Below are 19,548 nucleotides of genomic sequence, written 5' to 3'. Positions count from 1 at the left end.
TGCCTTTGCATTTTTTTGAATATTATCGGTTGTAAATGCGGTTATCACGCTGTTTGCTATTCCGTTAAATCGATTGATGACCTCTCATTCGATAGGACCCGTCTATTCCTTTTGCACCTTGTCGGTTTGCCATGTGCGCTGATCATCCACGATGGCGCGCGCGGCTTCCTGGGGAAAACCGATGTTGGTGAGCAGTTGCTCGCACAGTTCCAGACTGGCCTCGACCGTTTCGGGTACCGCGCTTCGCGCACCGCTGGCGCGTAGGTCCTCGGCATGGCTGACATCGCAGGCGCGCGCGATGATGGGGATGTGCGGCCAGTCCTGATGGACGGCCTTGATCACGTGCTCTGCCGATTCCGGTGCATCCATGGTGGTGGCAAAGGCCGCCGCACGTTCAATGCCGAGATGTTTCAACAGGTCCGGCTGGCTTGCATCGCCGAAATAGACTGATGCGCCTTTCGCACGCTCGGTTGCGACGAGATCAGGATCGCTATCGATGGCAACATAGGGTACCCGCTGTTCTTCCAGAAGCTGCGCCAGTAAGCGGCCAACCCTGCCAAACCCGCCGATAATTACCGGATGTTCATCGTCGATGCTGGCCGTCATGTCGCCGTTTTTCGCTTCGCGCTGGCGCAGCATTTCGCCCACCCGCCGTCCGGCGATCGCCAGCAGCGGTGTCAGGAACATCGTGACAATGACAACAAGCAACATGAACTGTGCGTTGGCGGGGTCAAGCAGGGAAAAGGACAGGGCAGCCGCGATCACGACAAAGGCAAATTCACCCCCCTGACTCATCAGGATCGCGGTTTCGGCGGCGACATCCTTGGGCAAACGATAGGCGCGGGCGAGCGCGAAAAGGATCGTTCCCTTGATCGCAAGCAGCCCGAATGCAGACAACAGCACCCACTGGATATCCGCCCATACCGCCATGATGTCGAGACTCATCCCGACCGAGATGAAAAAGAGGCCGAGCAGCAAGCCTTTAAACGGTTCAATATCACTGGCAATCTGGTGCCGGTATTCGGTTCCGGCGAACAGCAGACCGGCCAGAAACGCGCCTAGCGCCATCGAGAGTCCGGCCAGTGCAGTCAATGCGGCGGTGATCAGGACCAGCAGGATGACAGCCGCCATGAACACTTCGCGGCTGCCAGTGCCGCCGACAAAGCGCAAAAACGGGCGCACGGCGATGCGGCCGATCAGGAAGATCAAAGCTATTACCAGCACCGCTTCGCCTATTGCCTTCAGCGCTGCAAATGCCAGTGATCCCTCGACTGTCGCGCCGGCTATGCCGACGAAAAACAGGATGGGAACCACCGCGAGATCCTGCAGCAGCAGCACACCGAAACTGGCTCGACCGGCGGGGGCGCTCAGGCGCCGTGTCTCGGTGAGTAATTGCATCACCAGCGCCGTGGACGAAAGCGCGAGACACAGGCCGAATATTGTGGCGGCGACCAGCGTATTGCCAAAAGCATAGGCGATGCCGCCAATGACAAGCGCGCTGACCGTCACTTGCGCGGTGCCGAAGCCGAAGACAAGCCGGCGCATCCCCCAAAGCTGTGCGACCGAAAGTTCAAGGCCGATGGTAAAAAGCAGGAATATAACACCGAGTTCGGCAAAGCGGCGGACGCCTTCGACATCGGCGATGACCATCAATTCCAGCACCGGTGTTTCGCCGACCAGTCGCCCGACCCCGAACGGCCCGATTACCAGACCGACAAACAGGAAACCAAGAACCGCACTGATGCCTGCCTTGCGCACCAGCGGAACAACCAGTCCGGCGGCGACCAGAAAGATGATGGTTTCCCGAAGATAGGGTATTTCAGGATGCACGGGTCAGGCCTCTGCGGTTGTCGTAAACGGGGGGCTGGAGCGGGAACAGGCTTTCTGGGTCGTTTCCCTTGTTTTCAAGACGTTTACGTTGGTGCCAGAGCAGTCTCTAGCACCGCCATTCTGCCATTGGATTGATCTGAGTCAATAGCTTCCAATCCATGAAGGTGTATTGGTCAGGCCAGCCGTGACCGACCGCATATGTTTAATCAAAAGGGGAAACAGCCATGTCCCGACCAGCCGCAACCGGCCATGTTGTCTGGCATGACCTTCTGACGACCGATGTCGGCAAAGCCTGCGACTTTTACGCCAAATTACTGGGCTGGACCTATGAAGTGGAACATGCCGCCGAATTTGTCTGGAAACCCGGCGCGGGCGATTATCCCCTTATTCTGTCCAATGGCGCAGCTCATGGCGGGTTGATAAAGATTGAACCGGATCAGCGATCCTGCTGGCTGACATATGTAACGGTTGATGATGTCGATGAAACCACCAGACGATCCAGAAAACTGGATGGCACAATTGAAAGGGAACCATTTGATATTCCTGGTGTCGGGCGAAGTGCAGTGGTGCGGGATCCGCAGGGCGGACTGATTTGTCCGTTCGTCGCGAGCCATGACTATCCACCACCGCAAGGCGTCTTCATTTGGGATGAACTGCTAACGACCGACGACTACAGCGCACGGGCATTTTACGGCGGCCTTTTTACCTGGGCCGCCAGGCAGACGGATGCCGGAGACAAGAGTTTTTATACCAGCTTTGTAGACACAGACCGCGACCCGGTAACGGGAGCTTTGGTCATGCCCGCAAAGCTGGACTTAGCAGCGCAATGGGTTCCGTACATCCAGGTTGCGGATATCAATATGGCGATCGAAAAGGCCGCATATTTGGGTGCCAAACAGCTACTGGGTCCAGTGGTGACGAAAGGTGTCGGCAGGCGTGCATTATTGCTGGACCCGACAGGCGCGCTGTTCGGTTTGATTGTCCCTGAAGGCTGAGTCATGAAGAATTTTTGGATCAGTTTATATTTGCATGATCACCGCTTATCTTTAGGCTGATGACTGCCCCTGCAAATAGCAGCCGGGTGTAGTTGAATCGACGCGGGATAATAGCAGATTCTTTCGATGCTGACAGTTGCCAGTTACAATATGCATAAGGCCATTGGCACCGACCGGCGGCGCAATCCCGGGCGGGTGATTGAGGTCCTGAACGAACTGGATGCGGATATCATTACACTGCAGGAAGCAGATCGCCGTTTTGGTGCACGGGCAGCAGCAATACCGCCGCTCCTGCTGGAACAATATAGCGACTATCGCGCCATTCCGCTGGATGTCCAGATCGACTCGATGGGCTGGCATGGCAATGCGATATTGGCGCATAAATCGGCTGAAGTGATCGCCCATGATATCTTGCATATCCCCTATCTGGAGCCACGCGGTGCGGTGATGGCCCACATTGCCATCAAGGGTTTCGATCTTTCGATATTCGGGATGCACCTTGATCTGTCCGGTCTGTGGCGCCGCCGCCAGGCCGCCGCCATCATCAAGCTCGCCAGGCAATATGGGGCGGAGCGGCCTACGATATTAATGGGTGATCTTAACGAGTGGAGCGCCGCTGGCGGCTGTTTGCATGATTTTGGACGCAGCTATAATTTCGTTGATTGCGGCCGCAGCTTCCACTCGCGCGGCCCGATTGCCCGGCTCGACCGGATCATGCATTGCGATCAGCTAAAGGCTATGGCAGGCGGTGTGCATGACAGCGCTTCAGCCCGAAAGGCATCAGACCACCTACCGGTTTGGGCGCAGGTCGCGGCGGCCTGATCGCCATCTTTGGAGGGGCACCATAAGGGGCATTACGGATAGAAAGCGATGGTCCCGTTTGACATAGCGCGGACCTCATCTTCCCCCGTAAATTCAGCTACACAAAGCTAGCTGCAAGGAGCCCCCAATGTCTGATCAAACAGCCAAACCGACCCTTTCGATAAAGCCCAAGAAACCGGAAACCGATTCAAGTCATGACCTGATCGTCAGCAAGTCAATCCCGCTCACCACGCGCAGCGGGTTTGAATTTCATGTCCGCCCTGTTGCTTCTGCCGACAAGGAAGCTCTGGCAGAATTTTTCAGGCATGTGACCAGAGATGACTTACGTTTTCGGTTCCTGTCTCCGATTCCCGAAGTGGGCGATGAAATGCTCTCTTATCTGGTCGACGTCGATCATGACCATAAGGAAGATTTTCTCGCTTTCGACATTGACGACAAGACCATCATCGCCAGCGCCATGATTGGCGCGAATGAGGACAAGTCGGTCGCCGAGGTCGCGATTGTCGTCCACGCCGATTACAAGCACCGCGGCATGAGCTGGACCTTCCTGGAATATGTGGCAAACGAAGCCCGACGCAGCGGTATCAAGAAACTGCAATCCATTGAGAGCCGTGAAAATCATGCGGCAATTGAGCTGGAGCGTGAAATGGGATTCACAGCGAAAAGCTATCCCGGCGATGCTACGCTGATGCTGCTGGAATTTGACCTGAGTGCCGCTGCCCCCACAGGGTAGCGGATTCAGGCCTGATGTTTCTCAAGCATTTTGGCCAAAGACTCTGTTTCATGTGGGCCGAAAGCCTTGTCGATCTCCGCCAGTAATTTCTGGCTCGTTTCGGTTCTGAGATTCTGCCGGATCACTCCCAATGCCCGCGGGGCGGCGACAAGCACCAGGCCAACTTTGGAATCGCGCGCTATCTGGTCAATTCGTTCGGCAGCCTCTCGGGCGAACCGGTCTTCTGCCTGCTGGTGCAAATCAGTTTGTTCATAGGCCCCCTTGCGCGGGCTGGTGCTTTGCGAGCTTCGGCCTGGCCTGTCATCACCCATGTCGGATGATTTTGGCGTGGGGCTCTGATGCTCTTCAACAAGCTCCAGTGCTGGCTTGAAGGCTTCACCAACATTGCGAAAAATCGACATGCGCGATCCATCGACCGCGACAATCAAGCTACCATTGCGTATCAGCACGTTTCTTCCTGTTTTGAGTTCACGGTCTATGCTGCATTCTGATACAGTGTGTTACAAGTTAATTGCGACAAGCTGAAGTCAACATATTATCGTCGATAGTACCGCTGCTCAAAGAGGCAGACTATCCGCAGAGTTACGTAAGTCAGTGCTGTACCGGTTTGGCGTTTACCATTTTGCCGTCCTCTGCTGCAAAGCCGATACGCAGAGCCTCGGCGAGGCTTCGCACGCGCAGCTTTTCCATCATGTTGGCGCGATATATTTCTACTGTGCGCGGCGAAATGCCCAGATCATAAGCAATGGTTTTGTTGGGATAGCCGGTCATCAGGCCGTCCAGCACATCGCGCTCACGTCCGGTCAGGCAAGCAAGCCGTACCTTGGCTTCGGATGACGCCATTTCTTTCAGTTCGCTGTTATCAATGCGCTCAAACGCCTCCGTCATCGCCGCCAACAGCGCTTCTTTCTCATAGGGCTTTTCAAGGAAGTTAATCGCTCCAGCGCGCATCGCCTGCACCGCAATTTCAACATCGCCGTGACCGGTCAGGATCACTACCGGCATATCAATACCTTGCTTGACCATCTCTTGCTGAACCTCGAGCCCGTTCATTTCCGGCATGCGGATATCCAGCAATACGCATCCCCGCTCGGCGTTTTTGGCAAGCTTCAAAAAGGCAATTCCCGATTCAACTGGACGCACCTGAAAGCCCGCATGGCGCAGCATGAAAGACGCCGACCGGCGGACAGCATCGTCATCATCGACAATATAGACCAGACGTTCATTGGACATCAGAATGCTCCTCATGGGATTTCCAAAGGGTTATGCGGAAGATCGTACCCCCTTCCGGATTGGGCGCGGCACTGATTGTGCCTTCGTGCGCTTCAATAATCGTGCGACAAATGGAAAGTCCGAGACCCATGCCGCTGTTTTTGGTGCTGGTGAACGGGTCAAAAATCTTGTCGGCAATATCCGGATCGATGCCTCTGCCAGTGTCTGATATTGCTATTTCAACTTTGTCATCGGGTATTGAACGTACGGCAATGTTCAGATGTTTGACCGCGCTGTCGGCCATCGCTTCAATCGCGTTGCGCATCAGATTGATCATGACCTGCTGAATCTGCACCCTGTCGGCGAAAACGTGATTGGTGTCAGGGTCGATCTCGATAGATGATTCCACTCCCTGATCATGAGCGCCTACTAGACCGAGGATTGTCGCATCCTCGACAAGCTGAGCAATGGACAGTCTTTTGCGGTTTAGTTCGCCTTTGGACACAAACTCTCTCAGCCGCCTGACTATAGTGCCGGCACGCAAGGCTTCAGAGACGCTTTCGCGCATGGCTTCATAGAGAGAATCTTTATTCTCTTCTGCGCCGCTATCCAGCATGTCTCGCGCTGCGGACAGATAATTGGTAATGGCGGACAGCGGCTGGTTGATTTCATGGGCCAGCGCAGAGGCCAATGTCCCAACGGCGCTGAGCCTGGACGAGTGCAACAAGTCGGTTTGCAGAGCCTGCAACTCGGCCTCTGTATTGCGTGCTTCGGTCAGATCAATGATGAAGCCGGTAAACAGGCGCTGGTCACCTGCCTTTGCTTCACCGACTGCAAGCCGTATTGGAAAGACCGTACCGTCCTTTTTCTTCCCCTCTACGGTTCGGCCTATGCCGATGATCCGTTTTTCACCTGTACGGATATAGCGATCAACATAATTATCATGCTCCTCACTATACGGGGATGGCATGAGTATGCTGATATTCTGCCCGAGCAGCTCGCCTTCGCTATAGCCAAACAGTTTTTCCGCCGCCGTGCTGAACGAGGTGATGCGGCATTTTTCATCCATCACCACCATCGGATCAGGAACGGTCTCGAGGATGGATTGCAGCACGGATGTGGATTGTTCCACGGCGGCAAGCGTGTTGCGCAATTCGGATATGTCACGCGCAGTAATGACCGCAGCACTGATAGTGCCATCTCGTTCGTGAAGCGGAGCGAAACGCAACTCCAGAACATGTGATCCGCCATTGTGCAGCAACAGTTCGATATTGACCGGCTTGCCAAGGGGCTTGCTATCACGATCGAAGACGGAGGCGAGCGCTTTTTGAAAGGCAGGGCGACAGGATTTGGAAATCAGCGTCAGCGGATCGCGGTCCGGCAGATCTTCAACCCGCTCCACGCCGATCAGCTGAAGTCCGGCCTGGTTGATATCAATCAGCTGTCGATCCGGGCTGATGACCATGATATATTCCGGCAGGGTCGACAGCACGGCTTCGAGATAGGCCGACCGGTCAATTTGATCCAACCCGAATGCGCGCATCGTGAAAAGCTCCTTCGAACCCTCGAGGCATCGCCTTTACTACGAATATCTAGTGATGCCAAAATGTAAAATGCTGACGCGATCTAAGCATGACGGACAGCCTGAAGCGAAATACGTAAAACTACGTAGGGAACTCCACTGATTTCCTGCCGCGGCCAAAAATAATAATCGTCCTTTCAAGCAAGGGGCAAAGAGCTGCGAGGCCGAATGAAGATGGACCGAAGCACTCGAAAGAAATTGAAAGATCCCGATCAACGCCGCCTAGTGCGGGTTGAGGAGGTACGCAGGTCGCCTTTCTATCCCTTGAAACGCCCCTTCCCCCTACCCCACCCCGCGGGCGTAAAAGGAGGCAGGGCGGCCTGCACCCATTTCTATAATAATTTCAAGGGGCAAGCTTTCCAAAGATGACCGACACCAAAACGACAAACAAACCCATCCTTCTGGCGACAGACATGACGGCTCGCTGCGACCGCGCTTTTGATCGCGCGCTGATGCTGGCGAAGTCCTGGAAAACGCGCTTGATCGTAGTTCATGTGCTGGACCCCAAACAGGCGAAGAAAAAGGGGCTGGTACCAAAAGAGGCACGGACACAGCTGGAAGAGGAATTGCCGGAAACCGACGTGCACGTCGAATTCATCATCGAAATGGGCAATGTCGGAGAGCTGGTGATCGAGACCGCCAAGCGGGAACGCTGCGGGCTGATTGTAACCGGTGTCGCCCACTATGACGGGTTCAGTGATGTTTTCCTGGGATCGCCTGTGGACCATATCGTCCGCCATGCCGATGTCCCGGTGTTGATCATCAAGCGCAAGCCGGTAAAACCTTATCGCAGCATAATGGTGGCAACCGACTTTTCCGATTGTTCGATGACCGCCCTCAACACTGCGGCTGAATTGTTTCCAGAGATACCGCTTCATCTCGTCCACGCTTACAATGTTCCCTATAGCGGCTGGTTGAAGTCGGATCAGGTGGCACAGGATATCGGCTCCGAAGAAGCCAAGTTGATGGAGCGCTTTCTGGCGCAGACCACGATCGACAACGCCACATTCAAACGCCTGAAGGCTTCCAACGAAAAAGGTGAACTTGGCGTTGTTTTGTTCAAGAAGATCAAGGAATTGAAATCCGATCTGGTAGTGTTGGGGACGCATGGCAAAAGCGGTTTCATGCGTGCCAGCATGGGCAATAATGCCCGGGTCCTGCTGGGCTGGCTCAAGCAGGACGTTATGATGGTACGCGACCCGCAATAGGACCGCTCACCGGCATTCTAACGCAGCTTTTCCTGCTGATAATTTTCCAGGGCCCGTTCGAGCGACTTCAGCATTTTTTCGCGGTCCTGATCAGACGGTAGGGCCCGGACCTTTTGCTGGACCGAAGCGCGCAAGGCCGCGAGCCGCGAAGTCCAGTCCTGTGGCGCGATGAGCTGTGCAGCATTGCCGCGACCCGGTTTGTGCAAACGGGCCTGTGTGCCCGCAGGCAAGGCCCATATTTCACCCAAGGCAGGGATGACCGGCTCACCATAGCGCTGTGCTTCTTTGCAATCGCCGGCCAAAGTCTGCAGAGCCTTTTCTTCTCCATGGACAAGGAACAGGGAGCCGGAAACCGGATCATGGTCTTTGATCCAACGAAGAAGGCCCTTGCGATCGGCATGATTGGAATAACCGTCCAGCACCGCAATATCGGCATTGACGAGCACATCATTGCCGGAGATGCGCACCATTTTCTCGCCTCTTTTCAAGACCGAGCCCAATGTTCCGGCGACCTGAAAACCGGTAAAGAGGACTCGTGATTGCCGCCTGGGCAGATTGCGGATCAGATGATGGCGGATCCGGCCGCCTTCGCACATTCCGGACCCGGCAATGATGACAGCGCCCGTGATATGATTCAGCTGCTTGGATTCCGCAACGGATTGGATGAACCGGATATTGGAACGTTTGAGCAGATCGGCACCGTTGTTGCGATATTTCAGCATCGCCCGCGTGATTTTTTGGGCCAGCGGTGCGTCAAGGAAGACATTGACGGGAGACAAGCGTCCGGAGTCAAACAACGCCAGAAAGTCCTCCAGAATGACCTGCGTGCGTTCCACCGCAAAGGCCGGGATGAGCAGATTGCCTCCGGATTGCAAGCTATCCTCGACATAAGCGGCCAATGCCTCCCGGCGCTCACTCAGCAGCGTTTCTTCCCTTTCTCTCGCTCCATAGGTCGCTTCACAGATAATATGGTCATAACCGCCCAGCTCCTGACCGGCACATGCGATTGCGCTGCCGGATCCGATGTCACCAGATATCATCAACCTTTGACCCCTCATTTTGATCTCCACCGACGCGGAGCCGATAATATGGCGGGCATCCCATAAACGGAACGATACGCCATGGCCCAGCTCCACTTCCTCGCAATAGTCGACGGTGGTGATATTTTTCATCAGCTTTGCGATATCGGGCCCGGTGTAAAGCGGGTGGAAGGGTGGCAGGCCTGCGCGGTCTGCGCGCCGGTTGCGGCGTTCCGCCGACGCCGCTTGCAGTTTCGCAGAATCCATGAGCAGTGGCTTCAGGATATCAGCGGTTGCTGCTGTACAGTAAGTTGGCGGACTGTAACCATGACCGTAAAGGCAGGGCAGCCGCCCGCTGTGGTCCAGATGCGCGTGGGACAGGATGATGGCATCGATTTTTCCAATATCGAACGGCAACGCTTCATAGTTTAATCGTTCGAGTGACCGGGTACCTTGAAACAATCCACAATCGACCAGGATTGTCTTCCCTGCACCGTTAATTTCAAAACAGCTGCCTGTAACCGTGCCAGCGGCCCCGTGGAATGTAATGGTTACGCTGTCGGCCATTCAGCCCTCCCGGGAATTAACGGGATACAAGCAGCGGCATCGGGCAATCCTTGAACAGACTTCTAGTGACACCGCCAAAGAGAAATTCGCGTGCCCTGCTGTGGCCATAAGCGCCCATCACCATATAGCTGGCTTTGAGTGTATCGGCGGTGGACAATAACACCGCCTCGATTGATGGTTTTTTGGCTGACATACTATGCACTTCAGAAGTAATGCCGTGACGTGAGAGATATTCTGATGCGGCGAGCGGCGGCAGGTCGTGGTCCTTATCCTCATCCACCGTCAAAATGTGGACTGCATTTGCTAGATGCAGCATCGGCACCGCAGCGCGCAGGGCGTTGCCAGCCTCAAAGCTGCCGTTCCAGGCGACCACTGCCGTGCCGGTCGCATCGAATTTTTTCAGATCATCTGGCTGAACCAGTGCGGGAACGTTGGTGTTGAACAGCACATCGCCCAATATACCGAGCGGAAGGACATTATCCTTGTCACCGCTGGCCGAACTTAGAACCATTATGTCGGCTAGCGCTGAATTGCGCGCCAAACCGCGGGCCGGACTGGCATTGACCTCCTCATAATGCCACGGGACGTCTTCTTCTGCCAAACGTGCTTCGATATCGTTGCGAAGTTTCTCATCGGCTGCTCGTGTCAGCTTCGCGACATCATAGACCACTGACATGCCGGTCACGCCATCAAAGGCCATTTGCGGATTGTAAGGATTAGCGCGCAAACAGTGGAGGTGTCCGTTCACCGCGCGGGTGATATCCAGCGCCGCCTGCAGCCTCGCCTCCAAACCGGTGTCATCGTTGACGTAGAGCAGCACGGATTTCATGATTTTTCTCCTATTTTTGATGATCTTCCACTCGGAAAGCATCAACAGGAGAAGTGTATCCCTATCATTTTTGGCTCTGTATAAGGGATGTTACGGAGCCTCCGACACCGGCTCTAATCGCCATTGGCCCCGTGATCGGCCATCTTTTTCAGCCAGCGTTCACGATGTTGCGGACTACCATCGACATTGCCGATAAGGGATGTCGAAACCGGGTCCACGCCGGTCAGCGCAAGAATATTGCGTTTGAAACTCCGCACACTGTGCGAAGCAAAATAGGCGCGATAGAAAATCGCTGGCATGCCCATTGTAACAACCAGGCGGGCGGATCGCCCGGTCAAAAGCTTTCTCGGCAGTTTCCGGTCGCCATCCTCACCATAGTCCAAGGCAAAACCAGGGCGATAGGCCTGTTCAATAAAGGCCTTCAACAGCGCCGGCATGTCGCCCATCCAGAGCGGGTAGAAAAATACGACATGCTGCGCCCATTTTATGGCGTCTTGCCCTGGTTTCACACTGGCCGGCGGATCTTCTTCCATCCATTGTGTGCGGCTTTGCAATATCGGGATGTCCTTGCCAGCCAGACGGACTTCGCGGACCTCATGGCCCGCTTCCCTGGCCCCATGCGCATAGGCGGAGACAAGGGCATGTCCAAAGCGTGCCGGGTCGGGATCGGGATGCGCGTCAATAATTGCTATGCGTTTCATGGCTTTTCTCCGCTATTCCTCTTGATCTTTCTCTTGATCGGCCGGGCTTTGCCATTGGAAGGCCGCGACCAGCTCCATCAATGCTTCCTGCGCAGGAATATCCAGTTGGTGGGGATAGGATGCAATCAACCGTGCATCCCAGTAACCATAATCAATCGCGGTCAGGCTGACATGCCAAGGTACGTTGTCTTTCTGACCGTCAAATATGCCTTGATAGGCGGACAGGTCTTCCCGCCCGGATACAAAATAGTCACCTTCTGACTCGACAGATGCGCTGGCATAATGGGACATGACCGAAGGTTTGATGATCCGGTAATGGTCACGCGCGGTCAGGTCTTCGAGATGGACGACGGCGATGTCGACCGCGACCAGCTGCTCGCCGATCATGCGTTCATAGCGGATCTGGAAATTGTCACCGGAGAAGTCAGTCGTCATCTCGCATAAGCGTCTGAACCCGCTCACTTCAGCAGGAAAAACGAATCCGCTGTCCTTGTGCACGATGGCAGAGCCACCCTTGTAGGGCGCAAACGGATCGAAGAGCGGTTCCGAACCGATGACACATTCGGCTGTGGCTGGCGTTGCAGCGAAGCATAGCAAGCCTGCGCCAATCAAAAGACTGCGTGTAAAATGGTTGCGAAAAAACATGGTGTTTCCTCCTCTTTAGTTCCCAGTGGCCCGCAGAAACCTATTCGTGACAGCTGATCACCCTGAACGGCAGTTCACTGCCGTCGGCCTCTGTAATGGTCAGATATTCACCGACCTTGATCGGATGATTTTGCAGCCCGAATATTATTTCATCGTCATCATCTCCGACTTTGTAGGAAAAGGCCCAGCCCTTGTCGGTGGTGATGACAACGCCATTTTGGTCGCGTTCCCCGGGCCAGAAGCGCCGGACGACAGGGCGTTTTTCCGCCTCACGAAGCGCTTGCGGTTCGATAAACCCCGCGCCGTCCAACGGGACACGGAACACATAAGCATGGGCTGATGATCCATTGGGATGTTCAGCGGTTCGGGCCAGTTCAAGGCGTATTGTTTTCCAAGTCATTCCCGATATCTGGCGGGAGATAAAGTCCGGCGCGATACGCAATATTGCGTAGTTGATTGGTTCAGACCTGGTGGATTAGCATCCATGCATCGACGGCGCGTCTGGCGCGTTTTTCCTTGTCGGCAGCGGTCATCTTGATTTTATGGCCATAGCGCAGCAGCAAATCCATACGGCCCATCACCAATCCGGCAAACATTTCTGCAGATGCTTCCAAATCGTCACTTTGAATTTCGCCCTTTTCAACAGAGGCTTGCAAAAGTGCTTTAAGGCCCTCGGCCATTCTGAGAGGTCCGTTTTCCAGGAACATTTTGCCGATCGCCGGATCGCGTGTCACTTCCGCACCCAGGATACGTTCCATCCGAACTCTGTCTTCCCGCATCAGGAAGTCGAGCATCCCGCGTGCGGCATGCAGTAAAATCTCGTGCAGGTTTTGCTCGGCCAAATTTTCCAGCAGGAAATTTTCGCGCAATTGAGAAGACTCTGTGCGGACCACCTGCGCAAACAGATTTTCCTTGTCCTTGAACCAGCTGTAAATGGTGACTTTGGAAACCTGCGCTCGGGCGGCTATCGCTTCAATCGTCGCAGCGGAGAATCCGTTGGCGAAAAATTCCACGCGTGCTGCTGCCAGTATTTCGGCAATTTTGCGCTGGCTGGCCGGTCTGTCGGTAAGCACATGCTTCTGTTTTTTTTCCGCTTTTGCCACGGCAATTTCCCCTCGTAACAATATACCTTATCAAAATGAACGCGATCGTACAAATAAAACGTTGACGTTCATTTTGTTCGGTGGCAGTTTACGCTCACTTGGCAGGTCCCAGGTCGTTTTAACGGTGCCCCTATTGTGACAAGCAAACTCGCTAAAATCCTTTTCTCGTCTTGCACGGCAACATTGCTGGCGACCGGGTGTGTGAGCATGGCACCCGAATCAAAGGCGCCGCAGATTGCCGCTGGTGTGCCGCAACAATTTAGCAAGACTGATGCGAGCGGTGCATACGAACCGGCACAATGGTGGACGTCTTTCCAGGATCCGGTTCTCAATGCCTTGCTGGATGAGGCGCTGGCGGAAAATCTGGATCTCGCTGAGGCGGCGGCCCGATTGCGTGCCGCAGAAGCGCAGGCCCGTGTGTCGAAGAGCGGCCTTTTCCCGCAAGTCAATGCCGATGTCGGCAGCAGCTATTCCGATACGCCGACAGCTGGAACCGGTTTTGGGGCTGCTGGTGGTGGAACACGTTTTCAGGTGGAAAACTACACGTCCGGTTTGGGTTTTTCCTATGAGGTCGATCTTTGGGGAAGGCTGCGCGATGATGCGCGCTCGGCGAGAGCGGATGCGGTTGCCGCCGCTGCTGATTTGCAGGCCGCGCGTCTTGCGGTGATGGCGGAAACGATCACCAGCTATTTCGATATTGTTGATGCCCGTGATCAGATAGCGCTCACCACAAAGATTATCGATGTGCTGGGCGACCGGGTCCAGCAAACCGAAGATCGCTATCGCCGGGGCCTTGCAACGTCATTCGAACTTTATCAGGTGCGGCAGGACTTTCGCAATATCCAGGCCGGATTGCCGCAGCGTGAAAGGCAATTAGCTGCAACCGAGGGACAGCTGGCCGTGCTGGTGGGTCGCTATTCTGACAATATGGATGCTTTTCTGGGGCAGAAGCTTGCCCCGCAATTGATCTTTACCTCTGTTCCTTCCGGCTTGCCAATGGACCTGTTGGCCCAGCGGCCGGATATATATGCCGAGGGCCAGCGGCTGGAAGCCGCGCGGTTCAACCTTGGTGCGCGCAAGGCCGAGCGTTTTCCATCGATCAGCCTTTCGGCCGGTACCGGAACGCAAGCCGGCAGCCCATCTGGCCTGTTTGATATTTTCGACAAATGGATACTGAATCTGGGAGCCAATTTGACCGCACCCTTATTTCAAGGCGGCAGGATTCGAGCGAATATCGAAGCAGCGGATGCCCAATATGCTCAGCAGGCGGCGGTTTATGCGCGAACTGTCCTCAACGCCTATCAGGAAGTGGGGACGGCCATTGAAGGTTATGAGGAAGAGCGGCAACGCTATCGTTTTCTCTTCTCTCAACTTAACGAAGCAACGGCGGCAGCCGAATTGCAATCGCAGCGTTTTGCGACAGGTGTCGGCAGCTACGTCGATTATCTCGATGCCTTGCGTGCGCAATATCAGGTGCAATCTGCTCTTTCTTCAGCAGCGCGCGATGTGGCGCTGGCCCGGTTAGCCGTGCACCGTGCGCTCGGTGGCAGTTGGGGCACAAAGGCAACAGCAGATTTGGTTGCTGATGGTGATGGACCCGCTGTTCCGGCGTCTGAAAATCAAGGAGATAAATAGTGCATCGGCAACGCGTTATTGGCGGACTGATCCTGCTTGCAGCAATCGCGATTGCCGCGCTGTTGATTTTTGTGCGCTCGGGTCCGGAAGAAAAACCAACGGAGGAGAATATCCCGCTGGTGCAGGCCGAGCCTCTGGAAATTCGCTCTGGGAATTTAATGGTTCAGGGCGCGGGTACGGTGCGTGCGCGCGAAGAATTGACCCTTTCTGCCGAGGTGGCGGGAAAACTGGTCTATGTGAATCCCCGGTTTCGGGAAGGCCAAAGGGTTGCGCGCGGGGCAACCTTGTTCCGCATAGATACGTCCGACTATCGCAACGCCGTGCAGACAGCGCAGGCCGATGTCGCATCGCAAAATGTAGCAGTTCTGGAGGCCCGGGAAGAAGTGGCGCTGGCCAAGGCAGAGATTGCCCGCTTTCAAGAGCGCGCGGCCAGCAGCAGCGCTTACGCGAGTGTGGACAGCAGCGACTATGCGGCAAGAATTCTGCCGCCGGATGAGTTAGCAAAAAGTCAGGGTACCAACGGGCAGACGGCCAATGCAGCGCCGACCAACGGTCTGGCGACCCGCGAGCCGCAATTGCAATCTGCCCGGGCTGCTCTTCGCCGCGCCCAGGCGCAGCTGGCGGATGCGCAAACCGCGCTCAGACGCACGACCGTACGCGCCCCTTTTTCGGGTGTGGTGCGCTCAGAAGAAATTGCATTGGGCAGCTATGTTGCGCCGGGGCAGGCGCTCGGATCAATGGTCGGCACTGCAGATTTCGAAGCGGTTATTCCGTTGTCGGAAAGCGAAGCGGCGCTGATCCCAGCGCTGTGGCGTCCTGGCAGCGGCCGGATCGAGGCATCGGTCTATTCTGATTATGGTGGAACCCGTTACCGTTGGCAGGCCTATGTTGACCGCGCTAGCAATGTGCTCAATCCGCAGACCCGGACGATTGATGTGTTCCTACGTATCCCCAACCCGCTTCGTGGCGGCGCTCCGGCAGTGACGCAGAAACAAGGACAGAAATCAGAGGGTGCATCAGGTGCTCCGCCTTTGTTTGTCGGAAGCTTTGTCGATGCTGAAATTACGGGACGGGCGCTGGATCGATATGCGGTATTGCCCTTGGCGGCATTGCGCCCCGGCAACCAGATATGGCTGGTGCGGGACGGAAAGTTGCGCATTGTCAAAGTGAATATATTCCAGCGCACCGATACACAGGCGTTGATCAGCACGGCTGGCCTGGGTGCAAAGCCGGTTGTGATTTTGGGGGCATTGAAAACCGCCACGGACGGACAGAAGATCCGGATTGCCGAGGATAGGCAAGATGCGGCGAAACCCAAACCGGCCGCCGAAAAACCCAAGGGCAGCAAAACAACGCAAGGTAAAACCAAAGGCGCACAATCGGTAGCTAAGAAATCCGGAGCTGACGGAGCAAAATGACCGAACCGGCAGATAAATCTGGAGTCCCTCCATCGGGTCCCGAAGTCCCCAGCAAAGCCGTTATGGAACAGAAAGGCATGGTCGCGTTCATGGCGCGCAATGGCGTTGCGGCCAATCTGTTGATGTTCTTCTTCTTCATTGCCGGAATCGCGTCTTTCGGAACAATTGTGCAGGAAGTTTTCCCGGAAAACAGCCTCGACACCGTGCAGGTGAGCGTTGTCTATCCCGGCGCCACGCCTGATGAGGTAGAAGAATCGGTTGTCCAGAAAATCGAAGAAGCGGTGGAGGCCGTCGACGGCGTCAAGAAAGTCACGGCCAGTGCCTATGAAGGGTCGGGCCGGGTTTCGGTAGAACTGGAGCTGGGCACCGACATCGACCGCGCTCTGGACGACGTGAAGGCCGAAATTGATCAGATCCAGACCTTTCCGGATGAGGCAGAAGAGCCGGACGTCCGGGAATTGACCACCAGACAAAGTGTCGTGCGAATTGCGATATTTGGCGATGTGTCGGAAACCGCGCTTAAGGAAGTTGCCTATCAACTGGAAGATTCGCTCGCGGCGTTGGACGAGGTTTCTTTTGTCGATACCAGCTCGATCCGCGACTATGAAATATCGGTTGAAGTTCCGCAAAACACTCTACAGGCCTTTGGTCTGTCCCTCAATGATATCTCGCGAACCGTCGCCGCGAGCAGCCTTGATAGTCCGGCCGGTTCGATTGATACCGATACAGAGGAAGTGCGCGTTCGCACCATTGGCCAGAATTACAACCAGCAGAATTTCGAAGATATCGTGCTGGTCAGCAACGAAAATGGTGCGCTGATCAAACTGGGTCAGGTTGCGACGATCAAGGACGGGTTTGAAGATGCCGACCTGCTGCCTCTCTACAATGGCAAGCCGGTTGCGTTTGTCGAAGTGTTTCGCACCAGTGACGAACGGGTTCTTGATGTCGCGAAAGCGGTTCGGGAATATCTGGAGAATGATTTCGCAGGGACGCTGCCCGAAGGTGTGTCTTACGCCATCTGGAGCGACGATTCAGAGCTGCTCAATGACCGTCTGAGCCTATTGCTCAAAAACGCGGCTATCGGTCTGTTTCTCGTCCTGCTCTCATTGACACTGTTTCTTGATATCCGGTTGGCAATGTGGACGGCGGTTGGCATTGGCGTCACATTTATCGGTGCCATCTATCTGCTCGATCTCGCCGGTTCCAGCATCAATATGTTCTCGCTATTCGGTTTCATTCTCGCACTGGGGCTAGTGGTCGATGACGCCATTGTGGTGGGTGAGAATATCTATGCGCAGCGCGAAAATGGCCGTACCGGCCTGGGTGCCTCGATCACCGGCGCGCGGCGGGTTACAGTGCCGGTAATCTTTGCGGTTTTGACAACCGTTGCCGCTTTTTCTCCGCTTTTTGCCATTGGCGGCGTAATTGGGAAACTCGTTGCGGATATACCGCTGGTCGTGATCGCGGTTCTTGCGCTGTCGCTGATCGAATGCCTTTTGATCCTACCCTATCATCTCAGCCATCTTCCTGCGCCTGGTACGCCAAATCTGAACATTGTCACACGGTTCTTTGAACGTTTGCAGGCGAAGGTCGACCGGCACTATCAGGCCTTTGTCGATGGTCCGCTGGACCGGGCGCTGAATTTCTCGCTGCGTATGCCTTATGTCATCGTGGCGGGCGCCGTCGCCACGCTGATCCTGTTTGCTTCTTTCATTCCCGCAGGCATCATTAAAGTCGGATTTTTCCCGTCCGTGGAAGCCGATGTAGTGACCGCCAATCTGGAGATGCCAGCCGGGACGACGATTGAGCAGACTGAAAGAATTGCCAGACTGATTGAGGAAGGCGGCCGCAAGGCCTATGCCGAATTTGAAGCGGAGCAGGATGATGATGAACCTTCGCCTTTGCGCGGCATATTTACCAGCATCGGACAAGCGGCCCGGGACGGTGGGCCGGAACCGACCAGTGGCAACTTGTCATCCAATCTTGCCAGCGTGCAGTTCAGTTTCGTGCCGGGCGATCAACGCGAACTGGATGCCAAGGCGTTTGAGAGCGCCTGGCGAGATACGGTTGGACCGATAGTTGAAGCACGCTCGCTTGTCTTTGCATCAGAGCTGATTTCAGTCGGCGCGCCGGTTAACGTCCAGCTATCCGACCCTGATCCGGCGATAGTGGATACGGCCTCCGTGCAGTTGATGGAAGAACTGGCCCGTTTTTCCGGCGTCTTTGATATCGAGACCGATCAGGATGAAGGTTTGCAGGAAATACAGCTGCGCCTGAAACCAGCGGCGAGAACCCTGGGTGTCACCTTGCAGGATGTCGCCCTGCAAGTGCGCGCTGCCTTTTTCGGGAGTGAGGCGCTGCGCGTCCAACGCGGCCGGGAGGATGTGCGGGTTTATATCCGTCTGCCCGAACAAGAGCGCAATTCGATCAGCGATGTAGAGCGATTTCGGGTTCGGGTTCCTGGCGGTGAAGTGGCTTTGGCCACGCTGGCCGAGGTGTCTTTTGGTGAAGCGCCGTCAATTATTCGCCGGACAGATGGCCGGCGAGTAACAACCATAACGGCCGATATCGACGAAGACGTGGTAACCGGACAGGAAATCGCGGATGCGCTGAACAATGATATCATGCCGCAGCTACAGGCGGATTATCCGCAGCTCCTCTATACCCTGGGTGGAGAGCAGGAAGAACAGGCCGAGTCATTTGGTGATCTTGGTAAAGCCTTTGCTTTCGCGCTGCTGGCAATCTACGCCCTGCTCGCTATCCCGTTCCGTTCTTATGTGCAGCCGCTGATCATCATGGCGGTTATCCCCTTTGGCATTATTGGGGCACTAATCGGGCATATCTTGCTGGGCCTACAACTGGTGGTACTCAGTATATTCGGCATTATTGCCCTGTCAGGCGTGATCGTGAACGGGTCGCTGGTGATGATCGATTTTATCAACGAAAACCTGCGCAACGGCATGTCGATAGAAGAAGCAATCATAAACGGCGCAAAATCCCGTTTCCGGCCAATCATGCTAACGTCGCTGACCACCTTTCTGGGTGTTGCGCCGATCACGTTCGAGACCAGTCTACAAGCGCAGTTCCTGATTCCAATGTCGGCCAGTCTTGGCTTTGGCGTATTGTTCGGTGCCGTCATTCTGCAACTGTTGATCCCGGCTTTGGCCTTGCTCGAACATCGTGGCAAACGTCGGATTCAGAAATTTGTGGCTCAACGGCGGCAGCCTCTGACGGAGAGTTGATCCAACC

At 55.3% G+C, this 19,548-nt stretch carries 17 protein-coding genes; 7 read left to right on the top strand and 10 right to left on the bottom strand.

Annotation, left to right across the window (positions count from 1 at the left end; translation table 11 throughout):
• Positions 1-102 precede the first annotated feature (102 nt).
• Positions 103-1,830, bottom strand: coding sequence for a cation:proton antiporter domain-containing protein (locus AC6I9Z_RS01520; protein ID WP_461457657.1), 1,728 nt, complete (start codon positions 1,828-1,830; stop codon positions 103-105).
• Between the two features lie 224 nt (positions 1,831-2,054).
• On the opposite strand from AC6I9Z_RS01520, the gene AC6I9Z_RS01515 reads away from it, so the two are divergent.
• The 3 genes from AC6I9Z_RS01515 (at position 2,055) to AC6I9Z_RS01505 (ending at position 4,380) form a co-directional block, all read left to right on the top strand.
• Positions 2,055-2,825, top strand: coding sequence for a VOC family protein (locus tag AC6I9Z_RS01515; RefSeq protein ID WP_461457659.1), 771 nt, complete (start codon positions 2,055-2,057; stop codon positions 2,823-2,825).
• A gap of 126 nt (positions 2,826-2,951) precedes the next feature.
• Entirely contained in the window at positions 2,952-3,647 is a 696-nt protein-coding gene (locus tag AC6I9Z_RS01510) for an endonuclease/exonuclease/phosphatase family protein (RefSeq protein ID WP_461457661.1), read from the top strand.
• A 127-nt stretch (positions 3,648-3,774) separates the two neighbouring features.
• Positions 3,775-4,380: a GNAT family N-acetyltransferase gene (locus tag AC6I9Z_RS01505; protein WP_461457663.1), complete on the top strand. Its 606-nt coding sequence runs from the start codon at positions 3,775-3,777 to the stop codon at positions 4,378-4,380.
• 5 nt (positions 4,381-4,385) lie between these two features.
• Here AC6I9Z_RS01505 and AC6I9Z_RS01500 read toward each other — a convergent pair whose 3' ends face one another.
• The 3 genes from AC6I9Z_RS01500 to AC6I9Z_RS01490 all read right to left on the bottom strand — a co-directional run bounded on the left by AC6I9Z_RS01500 (position 4,386) and on the right by AC6I9Z_RS01490 (position 7,135).
• Positions 4,386-4,829, bottom strand: coding sequence for a host attachment protein (locus AC6I9Z_RS01500; RefSeq protein ID WP_461457664.1), 444 nt, complete (start codon positions 4,827-4,829; stop codon positions 4,386-4,388).
• 142 nt (positions 4,830-4,971) lie between these two features.
• Entirely contained in the window at positions 4,972-5,613 is a 642-nt protein-coding gene (locus AC6I9Z_RS01495; RefSeq protein WP_109354459.1) for a response regulator transcription factor, read from the bottom strand.
• A complete protein-coding gene (locus AC6I9Z_RS01490) occupies positions 5,603-7,135 on the bottom strand; it encodes a PAS domain S-box protein (RefSeq protein ID WP_461457667.1) in 1,533 nt (510 codons plus the stop codon). Before AC6I9Z_RS01490 ends, AC6I9Z_RS01495 begins: the two co-directional genes overlap by 11 nt.
• 404 nt (positions 7,136-7,539) lie before the next feature.
• Here AC6I9Z_RS01490 and AC6I9Z_RS01485 point away from each other — a divergent pair, with 404 nt between their 5' ends.
• The gene (locus AC6I9Z_RS01485) at positions 7,540-8,382 is read left to right on the top strand and encodes a universal stress protein (protein WP_461457669.1); all 843 of its coding nucleotides are present in this window, start codon (positions 7,540-7,542) and stop codon (positions 8,380-8,382) included.
• Positions 8,383-8,399: 17 nt separating this feature from the next.
• Here AC6I9Z_RS01485 and AC6I9Z_RS01480 read toward each other — a convergent pair whose 3' ends face one another.
• The 6 genes from AC6I9Z_RS01480 to AC6I9Z_RS01455 form a co-directional block, all read right to left on the bottom strand.
• Complete coding sequence (locus AC6I9Z_RS01480) at positions 8,400-9,968, bottom strand: MBL fold metallo-hydrolase (RefSeq protein WP_461457671.1); 1,569 nt, start codon at positions 9,966-9,968, stop codon at positions 8,400-8,402.
• Positions 9,969-9,984: 16 nt separating this feature from the next.
• On the bottom strand, positions 9,985-10,797 hold the full coding sequence (locus tag AC6I9Z_RS01475) for a universal stress protein (protein WP_461457673.1): 813 nt from the start codon (positions 10,795-10,797) through the stop codon (positions 9,985-9,987).
• A gap of 113 nt (positions 10,798-10,910) precedes the next feature.
• A complete protein-coding gene (locus AC6I9Z_RS01470; protein ID WP_461457675.1) occupies positions 10,911-11,498 on the bottom strand; it encodes an NAD(P)H-dependent oxidoreductase in 588 nt (195 codons plus the stop codon).
• A 12-nt stretch (positions 11,499-11,510) separates the two neighbouring features.
• On the bottom strand, positions 11,511-12,143 hold the full coding sequence (locus tag AC6I9Z_RS01465; protein WP_461457677.1) for a hypothetical protein: 633 nt from the start codon (positions 12,141-12,143) through the stop codon (positions 11,511-11,513).
• 40 nt (positions 12,144-12,183) lie between these two features.
• Entirely contained in the window at positions 12,184-12,543 is a 360-nt protein-coding gene (locus AC6I9Z_RS01460) for a hypothetical protein (protein ID WP_461457679.1), read from the bottom strand.
• A gap of 61 nt (positions 12,544-12,604) precedes the next feature.
• Positions 12,605-13,246 carry a TetR/AcrR family transcriptional regulator gene (locus AC6I9Z_RS01455; protein ID WP_461457681.1) on the bottom strand — a complete coding sequence of 214 codons (642 nt, stop codon included), beginning with the start codon at positions 13,244-13,246 and terminating at the stop codon, positions 12,605-12,607.
• A 135-nt stretch (positions 13,247-13,381) separates the two neighbouring features.
• On the opposite strand from AC6I9Z_RS01455, the gene AC6I9Z_RS01450 reads away from it, so the two are divergent.
• Genes AC6I9Z_RS01450 through AC6I9Z_RS01440 form a run of 3 tightly spaced genes read left to right on the top strand, consistent with a single transcriptional unit; the run spans position 13,382 to position 19,541 of the window.
• The gene (locus AC6I9Z_RS01450; protein WP_461457683.1) at positions 13,382-14,881 is read left to right on the top strand and encodes an efflux transporter outer membrane subunit; all 1,500 of its coding nucleotides are present in this window, start codon (positions 13,382-13,384) and stop codon (positions 14,879-14,881) included.
• Entirely contained in the window at positions 14,881-16,299 is a 1,419-nt protein-coding gene (locus tag AC6I9Z_RS01445) for an efflux RND transporter periplasmic adaptor subunit (RefSeq protein ID WP_461457685.1), read from the top strand. The genes AC6I9Z_RS01450 and AC6I9Z_RS01445 overlap by 1 nt, the downstream gene beginning before the upstream one ends.
• Positions 16,296-19,541: an efflux RND transporter permease subunit gene (locus AC6I9Z_RS01440; protein WP_461457687.1), complete on the top strand. Its 3,246-nt coding sequence runs from the start codon at positions 16,296-16,298 to the stop codon at positions 19,539-19,541. The genes AC6I9Z_RS01445 and AC6I9Z_RS01440 overlap by 4 nt, the downstream gene beginning before the upstream one ends.
• The last annotated feature ends 7 nt before the right edge of the window (positions 19,542-19,548 follow it).

The sequence above is a fragment of the Parasphingorhabdus sp. genome, from assembly GCF_059726685.1.
This window is presented reverse-complemented; position numbering and strand designations above follow the sequence as displayed.